The 18,871-nt window shown below is 63.3% G+C and carries 18 protein-coding genes; 12 read left to right on the top strand and 6 right to left on the bottom strand.

All coding sequences use genetic code 11. From position 1 onward, the window contains the following. Nucleotides 1-17: 17 nt before the first annotated feature. Genes JVX98_RS02045 through JVX98_RS02020 form a run of 6 tightly spaced genes read left to right on the top strand, consistent with a single transcriptional unit; the run spans nt 18 to nt 5,857 of the window. Nucleotides 18-965, top strand: coding sequence for a carbohydrate ABC transporter permease (locus JVX98_RS02045; RefSeq protein WP_205236695.1), 948 nt, complete (start codon nt 18-20; stop codon nt 963-965). Then, nucleotides 962-1,903 (top strand): carbohydrate ABC transporter permease, encoded by a 942-nt coding sequence (locus JVX98_RS02040; RefSeq protein ID WP_205236694.1) that lies wholly within the window; start codon nt 962-964, stop codon nt 1,901-1,903. The genes JVX98_RS02045 and JVX98_RS02040 overlap by 4 nt, the downstream gene beginning before the upstream one ends. After that, nucleotides 1,900-2,088 carry a hypothetical protein gene (locus JVX98_RS02035; protein WP_034799314.1) on the top strand — a complete coding sequence of 63 codons (189 nt, stop codon included), beginning with the start codon at nt 1,900-1,902 and terminating at the stop codon, nt 2,086-2,088. Before JVX98_RS02040 ends, JVX98_RS02035 begins: the two co-directional genes overlap by 4 nt. 3 nt (nt 2,089-2,091) lie before the next feature. After that, a complete protein-coding gene (locus tag JVX98_RS02030) occupies nt 2,092-3,189 on the top strand; it encodes an ABC transporter ATP-binding protein (protein ID WP_192449631.1) in 1,098 nt (365 codons plus the stop codon). After that, nucleotides 3,182-4,177, top strand: a complete 996-nt coding sequence (locus JVX98_RS02025; RefSeq protein WP_205236693.1) for an ABC transporter ATP-binding protein — start codon at nt 3,182-3,184, stop codon at nt 4,175-4,177. The genes JVX98_RS02030 and JVX98_RS02025 overlap by 8 nt, the downstream gene beginning before the upstream one ends. A gap of 9 nt (nt 4,178-4,186) precedes the next feature. Next, nucleotides 4,187-5,857 (top strand): dihydroxyacetone kinase subunit DhaK, encoded by a 1,671-nt coding sequence (locus tag JVX98_RS02020; RefSeq protein ID WP_205236692.1) that lies wholly within the window; start codon nt 4,187-4,189, stop codon nt 5,855-5,857. Between the two features lie 69 nt (nt 5,858-5,926). On the opposite strand, the gene JVX98_RS02015 is transcribed toward JVX98_RS02020, so the two are convergent. After that, nucleotides 5,927-6,124, bottom strand: coding sequence for a heavy-metal-associated domain-containing protein (locus JVX98_RS02015; protein WP_034799336.1), 198 nt, complete (start codon nt 6,122-6,124; stop codon nt 5,927-5,929). Nucleotides 6,125-6,546: 422 nt separating this feature from the next. Between JVX98_RS02015 and JVX98_RS02010 the strand changes: the two genes are divergently transcribed. Further along, the gene (locus JVX98_RS02010; RefSeq protein ID WP_192449634.1) at nt 6,547-7,839 is read left to right on the top strand and encodes an NCS2 family permease; all 1,293 of its coding nucleotides are present in this window, start codon (nt 6,547-6,549) and stop codon (nt 7,837-7,839) included. A 99-nt stretch (nt 7,840-7,938) separates the two neighbouring features. Here the strand turns inward: JVX98_RS02010 and JVX98_RS02005 are convergent, their stop codons facing one another. Continuing rightward, on the bottom strand, nt 7,939-8,259 hold the full coding sequence (locus JVX98_RS02005) for a 2Fe-2S iron-sulfur cluster-binding protein (protein ID WP_192449635.1): 321 nt from the start codon (nt 8,257-8,259) through the stop codon (nt 7,939-7,941). Between the two features lie 42 nt (nt 8,260-8,301). After that, entirely contained in the window at nt 8,302-9,555 is a 1,254-nt protein-coding gene (locus JVX98_RS02000) for a cytochrome P450 (protein ID WP_205236691.1), read from the bottom strand. Between the two features lie 111 nt (nt 9,556-9,666). Between JVX98_RS02000 and JVX98_RS01995 the strand changes: the two genes are divergently transcribed. Then, complete coding sequence (locus JVX98_RS01995) at nt 9,667-10,515, top strand: AraC family transcriptional regulator (protein WP_205236690.1); 849 nt, start codon at nt 9,667-9,669, stop codon at nt 10,513-10,515. 86 nt (nt 10,516-10,601) lie between these two features. On the opposite strand, the gene JVX98_RS01990 is transcribed toward JVX98_RS01995, so the two are convergent. From JVX98_RS01990 to puuE, 3 genes are all read right to left on the bottom strand, one after another. Next, entirely contained in the window at nt 10,602-11,087 is a 486-nt protein-coding gene (locus JVX98_RS01990; RefSeq protein WP_034799348.1) for an ureidoglycolate lyase, read from the bottom strand. 70 nt (nt 11,088-11,157) lie between these two features. After that, nucleotides 11,158-12,177: an allantoicase gene (alc, locus tag JVX98_RS01985; protein WP_192449638.1), complete on the bottom strand. Its 1,020-nt coding sequence runs from the start codon at nt 12,175-12,177 to the stop codon at nt 11,158-11,160. A 10-nt stretch (nt 12,178-12,187) separates the two neighbouring features. Next, a complete protein-coding gene (gene puuE / locus JVX98_RS01980; RefSeq protein ID WP_205236689.1) occupies nt 12,188-13,603 on the bottom strand; it encodes an allantoinase PuuE in 1,416 nt (471 codons plus the stop codon). Between the two features lie 172 nt (nt 13,604-13,775). Here puuE and uraH point away from each other — a divergent pair, with 172 nt between their 5' ends. The 4 genes from uraH to xdhC are packed head-to-tail and all read left to right on the top strand — an operon-like array spanning nt 13,776 to nt 18,868. Beyond that, nucleotides 13,776-14,147 carry a hydroxyisourate hydrolase gene (gene uraH / locus JVX98_RS01975; RefSeq protein WP_205236688.1) on the top strand — a complete coding sequence of 124 codons (372 nt, stop codon included), beginning with the start codon at nt 13,776-13,778 and terminating at the stop codon, nt 14,145-14,147. 3 nt (nt 14,148-14,150) lie between these two features. Beyond that, nucleotides 14,151-15,632 (top strand): xanthine dehydrogenase small subunit, encoded by a 1,482-nt coding sequence (gene xdhA / locus JVX98_RS01970; RefSeq protein ID WP_205236687.1) that lies wholly within the window; start codon nt 14,151-14,153, stop codon nt 15,630-15,632. 11 nt (nt 15,633-15,643) lie between these two features. Then, a complete protein-coding gene (xdhB, locus tag JVX98_RS01965) occupies nt 15,644-17,983 on the top strand; it encodes a xanthine dehydrogenase molybdopterin binding subunit (RefSeq protein ID WP_205236686.1) in 2,340 nt (779 codons plus the stop codon). 18 nt (nt 17,984-18,001) lie between these two features. Continuing rightward, complete coding sequence (gene xdhC, locus JVX98_RS01960) at nt 18,002-18,868, top strand: xanthine dehydrogenase accessory protein XdhC (RefSeq protein ID WP_205236959.1); 867 nt, start codon at nt 18,002-18,004, stop codon at nt 18,866-18,868. The last annotated feature ends 3 nt before the right edge of the window (nt 18,869-18,871 follow it).

Here is an 18,871-nt window from a genome sequence, read left to right as displayed (position 1 = left end):
TGCCTTAGGGGAATACCATGCTCCATTCTTCGATCGATCGCGCTGCGCACGCGACGCCGCCCGTGCTTGCACGGCGCATCACAGGGTTGTCGGACCGCGCGATCGCCTGGATCTTCGTCGCACCGTCCATCGTGCTTTTGCTTGCGATCAACATCTTCCCGCTGATCTGGACCGTCCGGCTGAGCTTCACCAATTTCCGCGTGAACCGCCCGAACGAGCCTGTTCAGTTCGTCGGTCTGCGCAACTACCTGAACATCCTGACCGACAAGGACATCTGGCTGACGATGCAGGCCACGGCCCACTTCCTGATCTGGACGATCGTCCTGCAGGTGCTGATCGGCTTTGCTCTCGCCTATCTCATCAACAAGAAGTTCCGCGGTAACGACCTGTGGACGACCATCATCGTGCTTCCGATGATGCTGAGCCCCGCCGTCGTCGGAAACTTCTGGACTTTTCTCTACCAGCCGCAGATCGGCCTCTTCAATTATGCGATCGGGTTCCTGACCGGAGCCGACCCGTCCAGCTTCTCGATGATCGGCGACACGTCGCTGGCGCCCTGGGCGATCATCATCGTCGACACCTGGATGTGGACGCCGTTCGTCATGCTCATCTGCCTTGCCGGGCTGCGCTCCATTCCGAGCAGCATCTATGAGGCGGCGGAATGCGACCGGGCCAGCAACTGGCGCCAGTTCTGGACGATTACCATTCCGATGGTGCTGCCGTTCCTGATGCTGGCTATCCTTTTCCGCGGCATCGAGAACTTCAAGATGTTCGACCTGGTCGTGCAACTGACGGGCGGCGGCCCGGGCTCGATCACGGAGCTGACGTCGATCAACCTGAAGCGCGAAGCCTTCGAGAAATGGCGCACCGGATACGCGTCCGCCTATGCCGTCATCCTCTTCGTGACCGTCTTCGGCCTCGCGTCGATCTATGTCAAAGCACTCAACAAGGTGAAGCAGAGATGAGCAGCTTTTCTGTAACGGAGCCATCCGCACGGCAGAAGTGGTTCGCAGGCGCCCTGGTCGTGATGTATGCGGTGATCACCATTCTCCCGCTGCTCTGGATCATCGGAACGGGGTTCAAGTCGCCCTCGGACGCGATCGCCTATCCGCCGAAAACCTTCTTCGAGCCGACGCTCGAGGGCTATGTGAACCTCTTCACCACGCGCACCCGCGTTTCTGAAGATCAACTGAAGGAGATGGGCGAACCGAAGACCTGGTACGAGCGTCTGGTTCGCAAGGACGGGCTGATCATCGCCGGCCCGTCGCGCTTCCCGGAGCGTTTCTACAATTCCGTCATCATCGGGTTCGGTTCGACGGTGCTGTGCATCGTGCTCGGGACGGCTGCGGCCTATGCCTTCTCGCGCTTCAAGGTGCCGCTCAAGGACGACCTGCTGTTCTTCATCCTCTCTACACGGATGATGCCGCCGATTGCGGTCGCCATACCGATCTTCCTGATGTTCCGCTCGCTCGGACTGAACGACACCCATGCCGGCATGATTCTGCTCTACACGGCGGTCAACCTGTCGCTCTCGGTCTGGCTGCTCAAGGGCTTCATCGACGAGATCCCGATCGAGTATGAAGAGGCGGCGCTGATCGACGGCTACACGCGCTTCCAGGCGTTCTACAAGGTGGTGCTACCCCAGGCGGCGACCGGCATCGCGTCGACAGCGATCTTCTGCCTGATCTTCGCCTGGAACGAATACGCCTTCGCCGTGCTGCTGACGTCCGGCACAGCGCAGACCGCACCGCCCTTCATTCCGACGATCATCGGCGTCGGCGGCCAGGACTGGCCGGCGGTGGCGGCCGGCGCGACCCTCTTCCTCGTCCCCGTGATGGTGTTCACGATCCTGCTTCGTAAACACCTCCTGCGCGGCATCACCTTCGGAGCGGTAAGAAAATGACAGCTTTCCTCAATCAGTTGCTCCGCCTTCGCCGTGGCGCATGGGAAATGGTGGCATCGGTGCTCATCGCGCTCGGCGTGGTCATGCTGATGCAGCCGGTCTCGCTCACGCTCTACTCCTTCTCCTTCCTCGTGACGCTGCTTGGAACAGTCATGTTCATCATCGTCAGCCATTTTCCGGAGTGACCCATGGCACAGATCAGAATTGAGAATGTGCGCAAGGAGTTCGGGGCGTTCACGGCTGTCCAGTCCTCGAGCTTCACGGTGGAAGACGGCGAGTTCTTCATGCTGCTCGGCCCTTCCGGATGCGGCAAGACGACGACGCTTCGGATGATGGCGGGACTGGAACTGCCGACGAGCGGCCAGATCTATATTGGCGGCGAAGAAGTCGGCATGAAGCGGGCAAGGGAGCGCGATATCGCCTTCGTCTTCCAGATGTTCGCCCTCTATCCCCACATGAACGTGCGCAAGAACATCTCCTATCCCCTCGTCAGCCAGGGCATGAAAAAGGCGGATGTGGCGACGCGCGTCGCCGAGGTGGCAAGGATCCTCAGAATTGAAGGCATCCTCGACAAGCCCGTCGGCGGGCTCTCAGGCGGCGACCGCCAGCGCGTCGCGCTCGGCCGGGCGATCGTGCGCAACCCGAAGGCCTTCTTCATGGATGAGCCGCTCGGCGCGCTCGACGCGGAGTTCCGCGAACATATGGCGGGCGAGCTGCGGGCGCTGCACGATCGCATGGGCGCCACCACCGTATACGTCACCCACGACCAGCTGGAAGCGATGCAGATGGGCGACAAGATCGTCGTCATGAACCACGGCGTCATCGAGCAGTTCGGCCGACCGCAGCAGATCTACGACTGGCCGGCGACGAAATTCGTCGCCAAGTTCATCGGCTCCCCGTCCATGAACTTTCTGGAGTTCGAGGGCATGATCGGTGTCGGTGGCGACAGCATCGACCTCGGCGGGAAAAAGGTGGCAGTGCCGGCATCGCGTGAGGGCAGGGCTGGTACGCTGTCGCTCGGTGTACGTCCCGAGCACGTCCGTTTCGTCGACGACTCCAGCTATAGAGGCCGCGTGATCGCCGTCGAGTATCTGGGCACCACCCAGATCGTCACGATCGAAACGCCCAACGGCGAGATCAAGGCGCGCACGCCCTCCAGTCAAGCAGCCCGCACCGACGAGCTTGTCGGTCTCGATTTCAACGCACGGACCTTGACGCTCTTCAATGCGGAGACGGGGCGTGCTCTTGTCTCCGAAGCCAACGAGGGAGTGCTGCGCCGTGGCTGAAGTCATTCTAAGAAACGTGACGAAGACATTCGGCACTCATGCGGCGCTCAACGAGGTCTCGATGACGATCCCGGACGGATCGTTCGTCGTGCTGCTGGGGCCGACTGGTGCCGGAAAGACGACGACGTTGCGCATGGTCTCGGGTCTCGACACGCCCGACAGCGGCGAGATCTTTATCGGCGGGATGTCCATGCAAGGACTGACGCCGGCGCAGCGCAACGTGGCGATGGTCTTCCAGCAATATTCGCTCTACCCGCATCTGTCCGTGCGGCAGAACCTGGAGTTTCCGCTAAAATCCCCGCTTCTGAAAACGCCGCAAAAGACGATCGACGAAAAGGTGAACGCCATCGCCGAGGTCTTGCAGATCTCGCACAAGCTCGACAACAAGGCGACGGCCCTGTCCGGCGGCGAAATGCAGCGCGTGTCGATCGGTCGAGCGCTTGTCAGAAACCCGCAGATATACCTGATGGACGAGCCCTTGAGTTCGCTCGACGCGAAGCTTCGGGCCGACCTGCGCGTCGAACTGAAGAACATCCAGGCAAAATCCGGGGCGACGCTTCTCTACGTCACCCACGACCAGATCGAAGCCATGACCATGGCAACGCATATCGGCGTGCTCGAAGAGGGCAGGCTCGTTCAGTTCGGTTCACCACGAGAGGTCTACGAAGCGCCGGTCAGCGTCTACGCCGCGACCCGTCTCGGCCAGCCGCGCATCAACGTCCTGCCTGCCAAGCTTTTTGCGGGGGCGCCGGAGAGGGCGCAGTCGATCGGCCTTCGCCCCGAAAACATCGTCCAGGGCGCCGGAGAGGATGCCCTTGTGACCCGTGTCGAACATCTGGGCGACCAGACGCGCCTGCATCTCACGTTCAAGCAGCACAACCTCGTGACGGTCACGGATCCCCACACCGGGTTCCGCGGCGGCGAGACCATCAAGATCCAGCCAGACAAGCCGCTCTTCTTCGACGCGGCCGGAATGCGCATCGCTTAGGAGGCGAACATGAATCAGTTTATCAACCGCAAGGAAAATGCGGTTACGGAAGCGATCGAAGGGGTTCTTGCCGCATCCGGCGGCGCGCTCAGCCGCCTCGACGGATATCCGCACATTCGCGTCGTCCTGCGCTCGGATTGGGACAGGAGCAAGGTTGCGCTGGTTTCAGGTGGCGGCTCGGGACACGAGCCCGCGCACATCGGCTTCGTCGGCAAGGGCATGCTGACGGCTGCCGTCTGCGGCGACGTCTTCGCGTCGCCGAGCGTGGATGCGATCCTCGCCGGCATTCTGGCAGTGACCGGGCCTGCCGGCTGCCTGCTGATCGTCAAGAACTACACCGGCGACCGGCTGAACTTTGGCCTCGCGGCCGAACGCGCCCGCGCCTACGGCCTCAATGTGAGCATGGTCATCGTCGATGACGACATTGCGCTGCCGGACCTTCCGCAGGCCCGCGGTGTCGCCGGCACCCTGTTCGTCCACAAGATCGCCGGAGCGCTCGCGGAAAGCGGGGCAGACCTCGATGCGATCGCCCATGCGGCGCGCAAGGTCATATCCGGCACGAGCACCATCGGCATGTCGCTCGATACCTGCACCGTTCCGGGCTCGCCGAAGGAACACCGTATCCCCGAAGGACATGCGGAACTCGGCCTCGGCATCCATGGCGAAGCCGGCGTCGAGCAGATCGTCCATTCGGATGCGAGAGGCGCCGTTGCCGCCATGGTCGAGCGACTGCAGGCGGCGATGGAGGACACGCCGCACGTGGCGCTCGTCAACAATCTCGGCGGCACGTCGATCCTGGAAATGTCTGTCCTCATGCATGAACTCGCCCAGTCTGACATCGCCGACCGGATCGTGCACCTTGTCGGGCCCGCGCCGATGATGACGTCGCTGGACATGCGTGGCTTTTCCGTCTCCGTCTATCCGGCCGACAAGGCCGAACTGGAGCTGTTGTCCCGGCCCGTGGCGCTTCCGGCATGGCCGGGCGTGACCGCCGTCAGGCCGGTGAATGTTCTGGCCCTGCCGGATGGCCTGACGCCGATTTCGCCTCTGCCTTCACGACACGATGCGACGCGGCAGTTCCTGCTTGCCTGCTGCAACCTGCTGATCGATGCGGAAAAGGACCTGAACGCACTCGATGCCAAGTCCGGCGATGGAGACACCGGCTCGACGCTTGCTGGCGCGGCACGGGCACTCATTCAGGCGCTCGATCGCCTGCCGCTCTCCGACCATACGCAGCTCTTCCGCGCCATCGGGCAGGAGCTGAGCCAGACGATGGGTGGCTCTTCGGGCGTGCTTCTGGCGATCTTCTTCGCCGCCGCCGGTGATGGCGCCTCGAGCGGGCTTTCGATCCGCGAAGCGCTGAAAGCCGGGCTGGCGCGCATGCAGGAAATCGGCGGCGCGCAGATCGGCGACCGCACCATGGTCGACGCGCTTTCCCCTGCGCTGGATGCGCTCGACGCGAGCATCGGCGCGGCTGCCAAGGCAGCGCGTGACGGCGCCAATCTGACGGCGACGCTCGTGCGGGCAAGGGCAGGGCGGGCCGCCTATATCAACGCCAAACAGCTCGAAGGGCACATCGATCCCGGCGCCGAAGCAGTCGCCCGTCTGTTCGAGCACCTGGCACGCCATCCCGATATGCTCGGGCGCCAGCCCGAAGGCGCCGCAGCCGTCGCCGGCTGACAGCCAGACAACAAAACGCCCCGGCAAGCCGGGGCGTTTCGTGACGGGAGGTGTCAGTGGAGCGTGGTCTTAGAGCGCGCGGCTTTCGTAACCGGCCGCCTTCAGGGCGTCTGCGATCGGCCCTGCCGCTGCGGCGGTCTCGACGCTGACTTCCCTATTGCCGAGATCGACCTTGATCGTTGCCTGCGGGTCGACGCTCAAGATCGCCTTCTGGACGACGCCGGCGCAGTGGCCACAGGTCATGTTGTCGATCTTGTAGTTCTGCATGCTTGTCTCCTTGGTTCGGTTGTGAGACAAACATGGCGTCTCCCACCGTTGGAAGGTCAATAGGGCCTTCGAGATATTTGTTCGCGGCATTTTCAGTCGCACGAATGGTGGAAAGTACTCCCGAAAGTCTAGGCCAACGGCCTCTCAAATTCTCCGAAAAATTTGAAAGTCTTTCATCATCGATCCCGGGAATGGACGGCTAGCGGTCTGCGTCCGGAAGTCGCACAATCCCAAGGCTGTGCAAGAGGCATTCGCGTCGTCCGAGAGAGGGCGGACGATCGCCAGCCGGCACGAAGCCTAAAGCGAAGCGATCGCTCCGGACTGTCCGGGCGTTCGAAATGCACTGGTCGGGAACTGGAGGAGACGGTTTCCCGCTCATTGTCGTTCGGCTGCGTCGTGGTGACGCCGCCAAGGGAGGAAAGATGTTTGAACGACTATTCAAGCTGAAAGAGCATCAGACGACGGCGCGCACCGAGGTGATCGCCGGTATCACGACATTCCTGACGATGTCCTACATCATCTTCGTCAACCCCGACATCCTGTCGAGCACGGGCATGGATAGGGATGCCGTCTTCGTCGCAACCTGTATCGCCGCCGCACTCGGCTCCGCCGTCATGGCGCTCGTCGCCAACTGGCCGATCGGCATGGCCCCGGGCATGGGCCTCAACGCCTTCTTCGCCTTCACCGTCGTCGCGGCGCTGGGCTTTACCTGGCAACAGGCGCTGGGCGCGGTCTTCATCTCGGGCGTGATCTTCCTGATCCTGACCGTGACGGGGGTCCGAAGCTGGCTGATTGCCGGTATTCCGCATTCGCTTCGAAGCGCGATCGCCACCGGTATCGGCCTCTTCCTCGGCATCATCGCCCTGAAGAACGCCGGCATCGTCGTCGACAATCCGGCGACGCTCGTCGGTCTCGGTGACCTCAAGCAGACCGGCCCGCTTCTCGCCATCCTCGGCTTCTTCGTGATTGCCGTGCTCGATGCGCTGAAAGTTCGCGGCTCGATCCTGATCGGCATCCTGGTCGTCACCGTCCTGTCGATGATCCTCGGCGTCAGCGAGTTCAAGGGCATCGTTTCGGCACCGCCGAGCATCGCACCGACCTTCCTGCAACTCGACATCATGGGCGCCCTGCATGGCGGTCTGCTGCACGTCATCCTCGTTTTCGTGCTCGTCGAAGTTTTCGACGCCACCGGCACGCTGATCGGTGTCGCCAAGCGCGCCAAGCTGGTCGAAGAAGGCAAGCCGAACCGCCTCGGCCGCGCGCTTCTGGCCGACAGCACCGCGATCGTCGCCGGCTCGCTGATCGGTACCAGCAGCACGACCGCCTATGTCGAAAGCGCCTCGGGCGTCCAGGCAGGCGGCCGCACGGGTCTGACCGCGCTCACCGTCTGCGTGCTCTTCCTCGCCGCGCTGTTCTTCTCGCCGCTGGCAGCTGCCGTCCCGTCCTATGCGACGGCTCCGGCTCTGCTTTATGTCGCCGGCCTGATGATGCGCGAACTGACGGAAGTCGACTGGGACGATCTGACGGAAGCGGCTCCGGCGGCACTCACCGCCCTTGCCATGCCCTTCACCTACTCGATCGCCAACGGTCTCGCCTTCGGCTTCGTCAGCTACGTCGTCTTGAAGGTCTTCACCGGCAAGTGGAGCGTCATCCATCCGGCAACCCAGCTCGTTGCAGCACTCTTCATCGTGCGCTTCGCGTTCTTCGCCGAATAACGAAAATCGGCCGGAGCATGTCGCGTCGGCCGATCAGAACTTCCCCGTAAGTGCTGACCGGAGCAACGAAATGTTGCTCCGGTCTTCTTCTGTTTCGTCTCAGTATTGGCCGGCGGGCAGATGCACGACGAGCCCATCCAGGTCAGCCGACACCGTGATCTGACAGCTCAGCCGGCTGCGTTCGTTCGGGTTGACTACGCACTCGATCATGTCCTGTTCCTGGAACTCGGGTGCCGGCAGGCGGTCGCTCCATTCGCCGTCGATGTAACAGTGACAGGTGCCGCAGGCGCAGGAGCCGCCGCATTCGGCGGCAATGGCGTCGATGCCGTTCTGCACGGCTGCGGACATCAGCGACTGGCCGATCTCCGCCTGGATTTCTTTCGTCGTGCCGTCCGCGTCGATGAAGACGATCTTGGGCATGGGTATTCTCCGATTGCGTATGTTGGTATCGAGGATGGGGGATCAGGCGGGTCGGATGGCGATCTTCAGCCGCTTGGGTCCGCGGACTGAAAGCCCGCGCTTGTACTCCGGTTCCCGGTCGACGAGTTCGATGGTCGGGAAGCGGCGAAGCAGGGTGCTGAAGATGATATCCATGTCGAGGCGCGCGAGGTGGTTGCCGAGACAGAAATGCACGCCGCCGCCAAAGGCCAGATGCCGATTGGGCGTGCGGCCGATGTCGAACGTGTCGGCGTTCTCGAACTGCTTGGGATCGCGGTTGGCGGCGCCATAGAGCAGGCCGAACTTGGTACCGCGCTCGAAGCGCCGGCCGAAGATCTCGACGTCCTCGACGCAATGGCGGTGGAAGAACGGGAGCGGCGACTCGTAGCGGAACATCTCCTGCACGCCGGTCTGGATCAGCCCGGGCTCTGCGCGCAACCTCGCCATCTGGTCGGGAAAACGCAGCAGTGCGTGCATGCCGCTGCCGAGCACGTCGATCGTCGAGCCGTGCCCTGCCATCAGGATCAGCAGGCAGGTCGAGATGAACTCGTCGAAGTTCATGGCGCCGGAGCGTTCCGCCTCGATCAGCACCGAGATGAGATCATCCTTCGGCGCCCGCTCGCGCTCGGCCTTCAGTGCCGTCAGATATTCGTAGAACTCGGTCGTGTTGTGCTCGGCGAGTTCCTTGCGCGCATCCGAGCGGTCGACGTCGAAGAACTGCACGATGTTTTCCGACCAGATCCGTAGCTGCGGACAGTCCTCGTCCGGAACGCCGAGCAGGCGACCGATGATGTGGCCCGGAACATGGGCGGCCAGATCATCGACGAAGTCGATCTCACCACGATCGGCGAGGCTGTCGATCAGCCGGTCGACATAGGCCTGGATCTGGTCGCGGAGCTTGGCGATCATCGCCGGCGTGAACAGCTTGAACACCTGTTTGCGTAACCGGTCATGCACGGCACCATCGCTGTCGAGCAAGCTGAACTGCACGAAACGCTCGTGATGCGGCATGTCGTGCCAATTGGCGGCGCGTTGCAGTTTTGCAAGCTCTTCCTTGGTTGCGAGGTCTTCGAGCGAGCGCACCATGCGCTTGTCCATGACGATCGCCGAGACGTCCTCGAAGCGCGAGGCAAGCCAGATGTCGAAGTCCGCGAAGTAGTGCAGCCCCTCCTTTTCGCGCAGCGCGCGATAGGTCGGATAGGGATCGCGAGCAAAATCCGGTGACAGCGGCGCGAAGGTGAAATTCGCGGCGTCGCCGTTCGGCGCGGTTTCGGGCATGGGCAAATCTCCGTGCATAAAGCTGCATGATAACGTCACGGGATCAGCTCTGTGAATGGCGCCCTGTCGCAAGATGATGGACAAAACTCGCATCGGATGCCAGAAAATGGCATGTTGCCCGAAAGCGAAGAGCTCCATTTTCACACCCCGGCAAAATTCGCCGATGCGTTTCCCTATCTGGCGCTGGTGGCCGGAAGCCGGACGACGCGTCCTGACGAGGCGCCGATCCGCAAACGGTTCCACCAGCATGTCTTCGTCTACACAACGGGCGGACGCGGGTTGATCGAGGTGCGCGGTCAACGTTTCCTGGCCGAAACGGGCAGCGTCGCCTGGCTCGATACTGCTCAGGCCTATGCGCATAGCTGCGCACCCGACAGCGAAAGCTGGCGCTATCTCTGGATGGGGATCGAGGGGCACGGGCTTGATGCGCTCTACCAGTTTCTCGGCGTGCAGCAGTCGCCACTGTTCGTGCCGAGAGACACGGACAGGGCACAGGCGGCATTCGAAAGTGTGAGCGGATTTCTTGCCGAGCGTTCGCCGGCGACCGACGCCCTGTCGAGCGCCGCGATCGCGGGGCTGATGGCGGACATGATCGCGCCACGGCTGATTGGGGCCGAGCCGGCTGAGGAGAGGGCCGGTGAAGACCGTTTGCTTCAGGTGCTGTCGGTGATGCGCGGCGATCTCGCGAGACCCTGGACGATCGACGATCTTGCGGCGCTTGCGCGGCTGAGCCCGTCGCAACTCTTTCGCCGCTTTCGCGACATGGTGGGAACAACGCCGATGGACTGGCTGCGCCACGAGCGCATCAACCAGGCAAAACGCCTGCTGGTGGGTCCCGATGCCAAGGTGTCGGCGGTGGCCGCCGTCTGCGGCTATCCGGATCCCTACCATTTCTCCCGCGATTTCCGGCGGCTGACGGGATACACGCCGACGAAGTTCAGGCGGGATGGCGGCTATTGAGGCCGCAGTCTTATCGTCCGATTTCGGCGGCCAGCGAGGCCCTGGCGCACCGATAACCCGACCGGACGACCGGGTCATGCATTCATTCACACGATCAGGAACGGCTCCTTGAAGAAATGCTCTTCCAGGTTGACGCCCTCGCCACCGCGGTCGACTACCGCGAAATCCGAGACGTCATCGAGCGGCGTCAGGATGCCGTGCCAGACGTTGCGGGCGATGTTGACGCCCTGGCCAGGCGTGGTCTTGAAGGCGATCGGTTCGCTCGGTCCCTCATCGGTTTCCCGGGAGACGACGATCAGAAACGGATTGTCGCTCAAGGGGATGAAGGCCTGGCTGCCGAGCGGATGGCGCTCGACCATGGTGAGTTTCAGCGGCAGCGGATAAGGTACACCGCGCACCAGGCTGATCATGGGCCGGGCCTTTTCGCCTGTTGTATCGATCTTGGCGAGATCGTGGTAGCGGGTTGCATTGCCCCCGTTGATGGGGAAGTTGTTGGCATTCTCCGTTTCGATCACGTCGCCGAAAGGCGCAAAGGCCTCCCGGGTCAACGGCTGTATGACGATCTCCTTCATGTGACGCTCCTCCGTCCAATGTTGATGGTTGCCTGGAAGTTCGGTCGGTTCGCCTCCTCGGCGAAACGATTTAGATGCCGGCTTTCGCAATACGCCCGAAGACACGCAGCCGGCTGACGCCGCCGTCGGGGAAGATGTTGAAGCGCACGTGGGTTACCGGACCCGCGATCGCGAGTGCGCTTGCTTCATAGGTGTGGATGCTGTCAGCGGCGAGTTTCTGCGGCGGCAGGACCTCGCGCCAGAACATCGACGATGCCGTGACGGATGCAGCCACTTCGCAAGCGGTCGCTCCGAGGTCGGCCGCCTGCAGCGAACAGGTGTCCGGGTAGTTGCCCTTGAAGTGGGCGGTATCGACCACGATCCGGTCGATCTCGCCGCGCGCTGCGAGTTTCACCACGATCCAGTCGTTGCCGGGCTCGCGCCGCCGGCGCGTCTCCCAGCCGTCGCCCATGTTGATGCCGCGTCCGGGCGCAAGCAGCCGCTGATGGCCGTAATGCCCGTTGGAATAGGCGATGATGCGCCCGCCAAGCAAGCATGAGGCCAGGTCGACCACGGTGTCGCCGATCGCTGCCTGGTCAAGCGCTGGCGCTCCGTAAACCCGAAGGCGGGCGACGCCGCCGTCGGGATAGATGCGCAGGCGCACATGGCTCCAGATGGAATCCGACCGCGCTTCGAAGTGATGCGGCGCACTCGGGCCGAGCGGCCGAGGACAGACCAGTTCCGTCCAGACCGTCCGATCGTCGGGGCCATCCGGTGCCAGGCAGGCGTCGATGGCGCAAGCGCTCGGGTAGTTGCCGGTGAAATGAGCGGTATCAACCTCGAAGCCCCGGATGAGGCCGTTCGTCGCGAGCGCCACGATGGCATGGTCGTTGCCGGGGCCGCGGCGTCGCCGCGTCTCCCAGCCGTCCATCCACTTGCCGTTTTCGTCATAGACGCCGGGATGATAGACCGGAGGCGCATCCTGCAACATGCGCTCGAGCGGCGCGAAGAACTCGTCGGTTGCGAAGACCGGCCGTGCGCCGAGACCGGCGGAGGCAAGGTTGATCGCGTTCAGCGCGAATTCGGGCGGGCTCACGCCGTCGGTCGTCATCACGAGGCCCTCAGCTCGGCAGCATGTCCTTGAGGCGCAGATAGGCGATGCGCTCCACCTGCCTGCATGCCGTCTCGAACTCCGTGTCGCGATCGTTGCCGATCCGGCTTTCGAAGGCCGCGAGGATTTCGTCCTTGCTGCGTCCCTTGACCGCCATGATGAACGGGAACTTGAACTTGTCGACATAGGCGGCGTTGAGCGTGGTGAAGCGCTCGCGCTCGGCATCGGTCAGCGCGTCGAGCCCGGCACCGGCCTGCTCGTTGGTCGAGCTTTCGGTCAGGCGCTTGGCCTGCGCCAGCTTGCCGGCGAGATCGGGGTGGGCGATGAGGACGGCAAGCCGTTCTTCGGCCGAAGCTTCGCGGAAGACTGCGGAAAGGGCGGCGGCAAGGCCGATCGCCGTGTCGTTGGCCGGCGAGAGCTCACCCTGGAAGGCGCGCTTCGCGATCCACTTGGAATGTTCGAAGACGCCGCCGAACTTGGCGACGAACGCCTCTTCGCCAAGCCGCGACGGGCGATCGTCCCAGGCCTTGTACGGGTAGTTCTCGGCCCAGTGACGGGCGATGTCGACGCGTTTTGCCAGCCAGACCTTCTCGTGGCTCCGCACGTAATCGAGGAAGCGGGCGAGTGCCGCGGCCCGGCCGGGGCGGCCGACGAGGCGGCAATGCAGCCCGATGCTCAGCATCTTCGGCGCACCGGCGGTACCCTCAGCGTAGAGCACGTCGAAGCTGTCCTTGAGGTAGCTGAAGAACTGGTCGCCGCTGTTGAAACCCTGCGGTGTGGCGAAGCGCATGTCATTGCTGTCGAGCGTATAGGGGATGACCAGCTGATGGCGCCCCGCATGCTCATGCCAATAGGGCAGGTCGTCGGCATAGGCGTCCGATACGTAGTCGAAGCCGCCGGCCTCGGTGACGAGGTCGAGCGTGTTGTCGGAACAGCGCCCCGTGTACCAGCCGCGTGGGCGTTCGCCGGTGACGATCGTGTGCAGCCGGATCGCCTCGGCGATCTCCTGGCGCTCGCGTTCGGGCGAGAAATCCTTGTGCTCGATCCATTTCAGGCCGTGCGAGGCGATTTCCCAGCCGGCGTCCTGCATGGCGGCGACCTGCTCCGGAGAGCGCTTCAGCGCCGTGGCAACACCATAAACGGTGGCCGGCACACCGCGCTCGGTGAACATGCGATGCAGACGCCAGAAGCCGGCGCGCGCGCCATACTCATAGATCGATTCCATGTTCCAGTGGCGTTGGCCCTGCCAGGCCTGCGCTCCGACGATTTCCGACAGGAATGCTTCGGAGGCCGCGTCGCCATGCAGCACGCAGTTTTCGCCGCCTTCCTCGTAATTGATGACGAATTGCACGGCGATCCGCGCGCCGTCGGGCCAGGTGATCTTGAAGTTCGGGCCGTGGCCGTGAAGATCGCGGGGGTATCTCATGAAAGCAGCTCCTCCAGACATTTTCGTCTCTGCATCCAATTTCTAGCGGCATTTGTTTCGAGCCATTCCCCCCAAAAAATTTGAAAGTCTCGAATGATCCGGTCGCTACCAAGCGGGTGGGAATGCCGGAATACTGCGAGGTGGAAAGCTGACTTCGGGAGGAGCGAAAATTATGCAATCTCAGGGTGGAAACGCCGGCCGTTTGACGACGCACGTGCTGGATACGGCCAGCGGCAAGCCGGCCGAAGGGCTGCGCATCGAGCTCTACCGGGTCGAGGGCGATCGCCAGACGCACATCAAGTCCGTCAAGACCAATGACGACGGCCGCTGTGACGAGCCGCTTTTGAGCGGCGAGCGCATGCAGACCGGCACCTACGAGCTGCAGTTCCATGCAGGCGATTATCTCGGCGGAGCAGCCAAGCGTGGCGAAAACCCGTTCCTCGACGTGATCCCCATCCGCTTTGGCATCGATAACCGGGGCGCACACTACCACGTGCCGCTGCTTCTTTCGCCCTATGGCTACTCCACCTACCGCGGGAGCTGAACAATGACGATCCAGATCCGCAACACGATCCGCTTCATCCTGAACCACCGCCTCGTCGAACTCTCGGATGTTTCGCCGGTTCAGACCCTGCTCGATTTCCTGCGCATCGACCGCAACCTCAAGGGCACCAAGGAAGGCTGCGCCGAAGGGGACTGCGGCGCCTGCACGGTGCTTATCGGCCGTTTGCTCGACGGCAAGCTCAAGTATGAATCCGTCAATGCCTGCATCCGTTTCGTCGGCTCGCTTGATGGCTGCCACATCGTGACGGTGGATAGTCTGGCGCAGCCGGCCGGCCCGTTGCATCCGGTGCAGCAGGCAATGGTCGACACCCACGCCTCGCAGTGCGGCTTCTGCACGCCAGGCTTCGTGATGTCGCTCTATGGCCTCTGGATGGAGAACCCGAAGCCGTCGATCGCCGAAATCGAAAAGGCGCTGCAGGGTAACCTTTGTCGTTGCACCGGCTATGCCGCGATCATCCGCGCCGCCGAGGCGATCTCGACGATCGGCGACGTCGGCAAGGACCCGCTGGTGGCAGAGCGCGACCGGATCGCCGGCGAACTGGCCGCCCTTCAGGATGGCCGCCGGGTGGAAGTCGGCTCGGAGACGGAACGTTTCATCCTTCCTGGCTCGGTTGACGATTTCGCCGCCGTGCTCGAAGCCAACCCGAAGGCGACGATCGTCGCCGGTTCGACCGATGTCGGGCTCTGGGTCACCAAATTCATGCGCGACATCTCGCCGGTCATTCACCTGACCCATCTCGAAGAACTGCGCCGCATTACCGTCGATGCCGACGGCGTGACGCTCGGCGCGGGCGTCAGCTATGCCGAAGCCTATCCGGTTATCGTCGAACACTTCCCTGAACTGACCGAACTTTGGGACCGCATTGGCGGCCAACAGGTGCGCAACATGGGCACCGTCGGCGGCAACATTGCCAACGGCTCGCCGATCGGCGACACGCCGCCGGCGCTGATCGCGCTTGGCGCCTCGATCACGCTGCGCAAGGGCGATCGCCGCCGCACGGTGGTGCTCGAGGACTTCTTCATCGCCTATGGCAAGCAGGACCGCGAGCCGGGCGAGTTCGTCGAAAGCGTGCGCATTCCATTCGTTTCCGACAATGCCCGTGTTGCCGTCTACAAGGTGACGAAGCGTCTGGATGAAGACATCACCGCCGTCTGCGGCGGCTTCAACATCGCCTTCGAGGCAGGTCGCGTCAGCGACGCCATCATCGCCTTCGGCGGCATGGCCGCTACGCCGAAGCGCGCCGCCCATGTCGAGGCCGTGCTCAAGGGTGCCGAGTGGAACGAGGAGACGATCGAGCGTGCTGTCGCTGCCTTCGATCAGGACTTCACGCCGCTGACGGACTGGCGCGCCTCGGCGGAGTACCGCCAACTGGTGGCGAAGAACCTGCTTCGCCGCTTCTATCTCGAAACGCAGTCGAGTGGCGGCCAGCTCCGTCTCGATCGCACCATTGCTGTCGCGGTTTAAGGGAGGAAGCCATGAACGTGATGCAGCCCATCGACCGCATCCGCGGTGGCGTACACGAAAACGAACGGCACGAGTCCGGCCACAAGCATGTGTCCGGAACGGCCGAATATATCGACGATATTCCTGAGCCCCAGGGCACCCTGCACGGCTATCTCGGCCTCTCGCAGCGGGCGCACGCCGACATCCTGTCGATTGACTTTGAGGCCGTGAACGCTAGCGAAGGCGTGGTCGGCGTCCTGACTGCGGCCGACATTCCCGGCGAGAACGACATCAGCCCGGCGCATAAGCATGACGAGCCGATCTTCGTCACCGACAAGGTGGAGTTCCACGGCCAGCCGATCTTCGCAGTCGTTGCGACCTCACGCGAGGCTGCCCGGCGCGCAGCCGCCAAGGTCAAGATCGAGTATCGCGACCTGCCGCATGTGACCGACGTGCTCGAAGCGGCAGCGGCTAACTATCCGCTGGTCATCGACCCCTTGAAGCTCGAGCGCGGCGACATTGACGCGGGCTTTGCCAAGTCGAAGAACATTCTTGAAGGCGAGATGCGCATCGGCGGCCAGGATCACTTCTATCTGGAAGGCCAGATCTCGTTTGCCATTCCCGGCGAAGACGACGAGGTGCTCGTCTATTCCTCGACCCAGCATCCGGCCGAAACGCAGCACATGGTTGCGACCGTGCTCGGCGTGCCGTCGAACGCAGTCACCGTCAACGTGCGCCGCATGGGCGGCGGCTTCGGCGGCAAGGAAACGCAGGCCAACATCTTCGCAGCCGTGGCCGCGGTCGCTGCCAAGAAATACCGCTGCCCGGTCAAGGTTCGGCCCGATCGTGACGACGACATGAGCGCGACCGGCAAGCGTCATGACTTCCACGTGGACTACAAGCTCGGCTTCGACGACGAAGGTCGCATCGAGGCGGTAGACGCCGTCTTTTCGGCCCGCTGCGGTTACTCGGCCGATCTGTCCGGCCCGGTCACCGACCGCGCGCTGTTCCACGCCGACAATTGCTACTTCTATCCGAACGTCCGCCTGCGTTCGCGCCCGCTGAAGACCAACACCGTTTCCAACACCGCGTTCCGCGGTTTCGGCGGCCCTCAAGGGATGGTCGGCGGCGAACGCATGATCGAGGACATCGCCTATGCCGTCGGCAAGGACCCGCTCGAAATCCGCAAGCTGAACTTCTACGGCGGCGAGGGGCGCAATCTCACTCCCTATCACCAGACGGTGGAAGACAACATCATTGGGCGGATCATCGAGGAACTGGAAACCTCGGCCGATTATGCCAAGCGTCGCGAAGCGGTGATCGCGTTCAACCGCGAGAGCAACGTGGTGAAGCGCGGTATCGCGCTGACGCCGGTGAAGTTCGGCATCTCCTTCACCAAGACGGAGTACAACCAGGCCGGCGCCCTCGTGCATGTCTATACGGATGGCTCGATCCATCTGAACCATGGCGGCACCGAGATGGGGCAGGGGCTCTACACCAAGGTCGCCCAGGTGGTGGCCGACGAGTTCCAGGTCGATCTCGACCGGATCAAGGTGACGGCGACGACGACGGGCAAGGTGCCGAACACGTCGGCAACCGCGGCGTCGTCCGGTTCCGATCTCAACGGCATGGCCGCCGCCAACGCCGCCCAGCAGATCAAGGAGCGGCTGGTCAAGTTCGCAGCCGAGCGCTGGAACGTCGCCGAGGCCGATGTCGCCTTCGAACCGAACGTGGTGCGGATCGGTGCTGAGCGCCTGAGCTTCAACGAGTTCATCAAGATCGCCTATGGCGCCCGCATCCAGCTTTCGGCCGCCGGCTTCTACAAGACGCCGAAGATCCACTGGAACCGCGCCGAAGGCCGGGGCCGGCCGTTCTTCTACTACGCCTACGGCGCTTCGTGCTCGGAGGTCAGCGTCGATACGCTGACTGGCGAATACCAGGTGGATCGCACCGATATCCTGCACGATGTCGGCCGCTCGCTGAACCCGGCCCTCGACCACGGACAGGTCGAAGGTGCCTTCGTTCAGGGCATGGGCTGGCTGACGACGGAAGAACTTTGGTGGGATGCCAAGGGCCGTCTGCGTACCCACGCGCCCTCGACCTACAAGATCCCGTTGGCCTCTGACCGTCCGCGCGTCTTCAACACCCGCCTTGCCGAATGGTCGGTCAACCGCGAGGAAACCATCCGCCGGTCGAAGGCGGTGGGCGAACCGCCCTTCATGCTCGGCATTTCGGTTCTGGAAGCCTTGTCGATGGCGGCGGCGAGCGTTGCGGAGTATCGTATAGCGCCGCGCCTCGACGCGCCGGCAACGCCGGAACGGGTGTTGATGGCGATCGAGCGGCTGCGGGCGGCTGCACGGCAGAAAGGGTAACAGGGGCTGATTGTCATGGTGGCGAGCCGCGAGGATATCAGGGATTTTCTCCGACGCGAGCGCGACTGCGTTCTCGTCGAGGTGACCGGTGCTGCGGGGTCCACACCGCGCGACACCGACGCCTGGATGCTCGTCGCGCCTGAGAGCCTCTTCGGCACGATCGGCGGCGGGCAGCTCGAATACATGGCGATCGATCATGGTCGGCGGGCGCTGAAGCGTGGCGACGCGCCGGAGGCGATGACGATCCCGCTCGGACCGGAGATTGGCCAGTGTTGCGGCGGGCGCGTGGCGCTTGCCTTCACACGCATCGATCGGGAGAGAGCAGCCATGCTGATTGAACGTAGCGACCTGGAAATCGCCAGCCGGCCGCATGTCTATGTCTTCGGCGCCGGCCATGTCGGCGATGCCTTGACGATGGCGCTTTCCCTGGTGCCGGTGCGCACGGTTCTCGTTGATACCCGCGAGAACGAGCTTTCGGCCGTTGCCGACATTCCCGGCATCGAGACCTGCCTGACGGCGATGCCGGAGGCGGTGGTGCGCGACGCGCCTCCCGGCAGCGCGTTCGTCATCCTCACTCATGACCATGCGCTCGACTTCCTGATCGCCGCGGAAGCGCTTCGCCGCGACGATGCCTCCTATGTCGGCATGATCGGTTCGAAGACCAAGCGCTCGACCTTCAAGAACTGGCTGTCGCGCGAGATCGGTCGCCCGGATCTCTTCGATAGGCTCGTCTGCCCGATCGGCGGCACGACGGTAAAGGACAAGCGGCCGGCGGTCATTGCCGCGCTTGCCGCCGCTGAGCTGATGGCGGCGGCGCTCAATTTCCGACAGCCGGCGCAAGCGGAAATCTCGCGTCGGCCCGCTGCCGCCAAGCTGGCTCGTTAGCCA

Origin of the sequence: Ensifer sp. PDNC004, from assembly GCF_016919405.1 — a bacterium.
Taxonomy (GTDB): domain Bacteria; phylum Pseudomonadota; class Alphaproteobacteria; order Rhizobiales; family Rhizobiaceae; genus Ensifer.
The sequence above is the reverse complement of the archived record's forward strand: the minus strand, read 5'-3'. Positions and strand labels throughout refer to the sequence as shown.

Bases quoted from the DNA above. Each gene is read 5' to 3' on its own strand.
- JVX98_RS02045 (WP_205236695.1), top strand. From the start codon at position 18: ATGCTCCATTCTTCGATCGATCGCGCTGCGCACGCGACGCCGCCCGTG.
- JVX98_RS02040 (WP_205236694.1), top strand. From the start codon at position 962: ATGAGCAGCTTTTCTGTAACGGAGCCATCCGCACGGCAGAAGTGGTTC.
- JVX98_RS02035 (WP_034799314.1), top strand. From the start codon at position 1,900: ATGACAGCTTTCCTCAATCAGTTGCTCCGCCTTCGCCGTGGCGCATGG.
- JVX98_RS02030 (WP_192449631.1), top strand. From the start codon at position 2,092: ATGGCACAGATCAGAATTGAGAATGTGCGCAAGGAGTTCGGGGCGTTC.
- JVX98_RS02020 (WP_205236692.1), top strand. From the start codon at position 4,187: ATGAATCAGTTTATCAACCGCAAGGAAAATGCGGTTACGGAAGCGATC.
- JVX98_RS02015 (WP_034799336.1), bottom strand. From the start codon at position 6,124: ATGCAGAACTACAAGATCGACAACATGACCTGTGGCCACTGCGCCGGC.
- JVX98_RS02010 (WP_192449634.1), top strand. From the start codon at position 6,547: ATGTTTGAACGACTATTCAAGCTGAAAGAGCATCAGACGACGGCGCGC.
- JVX98_RS02005 (WP_192449635.1), bottom strand. From the start codon at position 8,259: ATGCCCAAGATCGTCTTCATCGACGCGGACGGCACGACGAAAGAAATC.
- JVX98_RS02000 (WP_205236691.1), bottom strand. From the start codon at position 9,555: ATGCCCGAAACCGCGCCGAACGGCGACGCCGCGAATTTCACCTTCGCG.
- JVX98_RS01995 (WP_205236690.1), top strand. From the start codon at position 9,667: ATGTTGCCCGAAAGCGAAGAGCTCCATTTTCACACCCCGGCAAAATTC.
- JVX98_RS01990 (WP_034799348.1), bottom strand. From the start codon at position 11,087: ATGAAGGAGATCGTCATACAGCCGTTGACCCGGGAGGCCTTTGCGCCT.
- alc (WP_192449638.1), bottom strand. From the start codon at position 12,177: ATGACGACCGACGGCGTGAGCCCGCCCGAATTCGCGCTGAACGCGATC.
- puuE (WP_205236689.1), bottom strand. From the start codon at position 13,603: ATGAGATACCCCCGCGATCTTCACGGCCACGGCCCGAACTTCAAGATC.
- uraH (WP_205236688.1), top strand. From the start codon at position 13,776: ATGCAATCTCAGGGTGGAAACGCCGGCCGTTTGACGACGCACGTGCTG.
- xdhA (WP_205236687.1), top strand. From the start codon at position 14,151: ATGACGATCCAGATCCGCAACACGATCCGCTTCATCCTGAACCACCGC.
- xdhB (WP_205236686.1), top strand. From the start codon at position 15,644: ATGAACGTGATGCAGCCCATCGACCGCATCCGCGGTGGCGTACACGAA.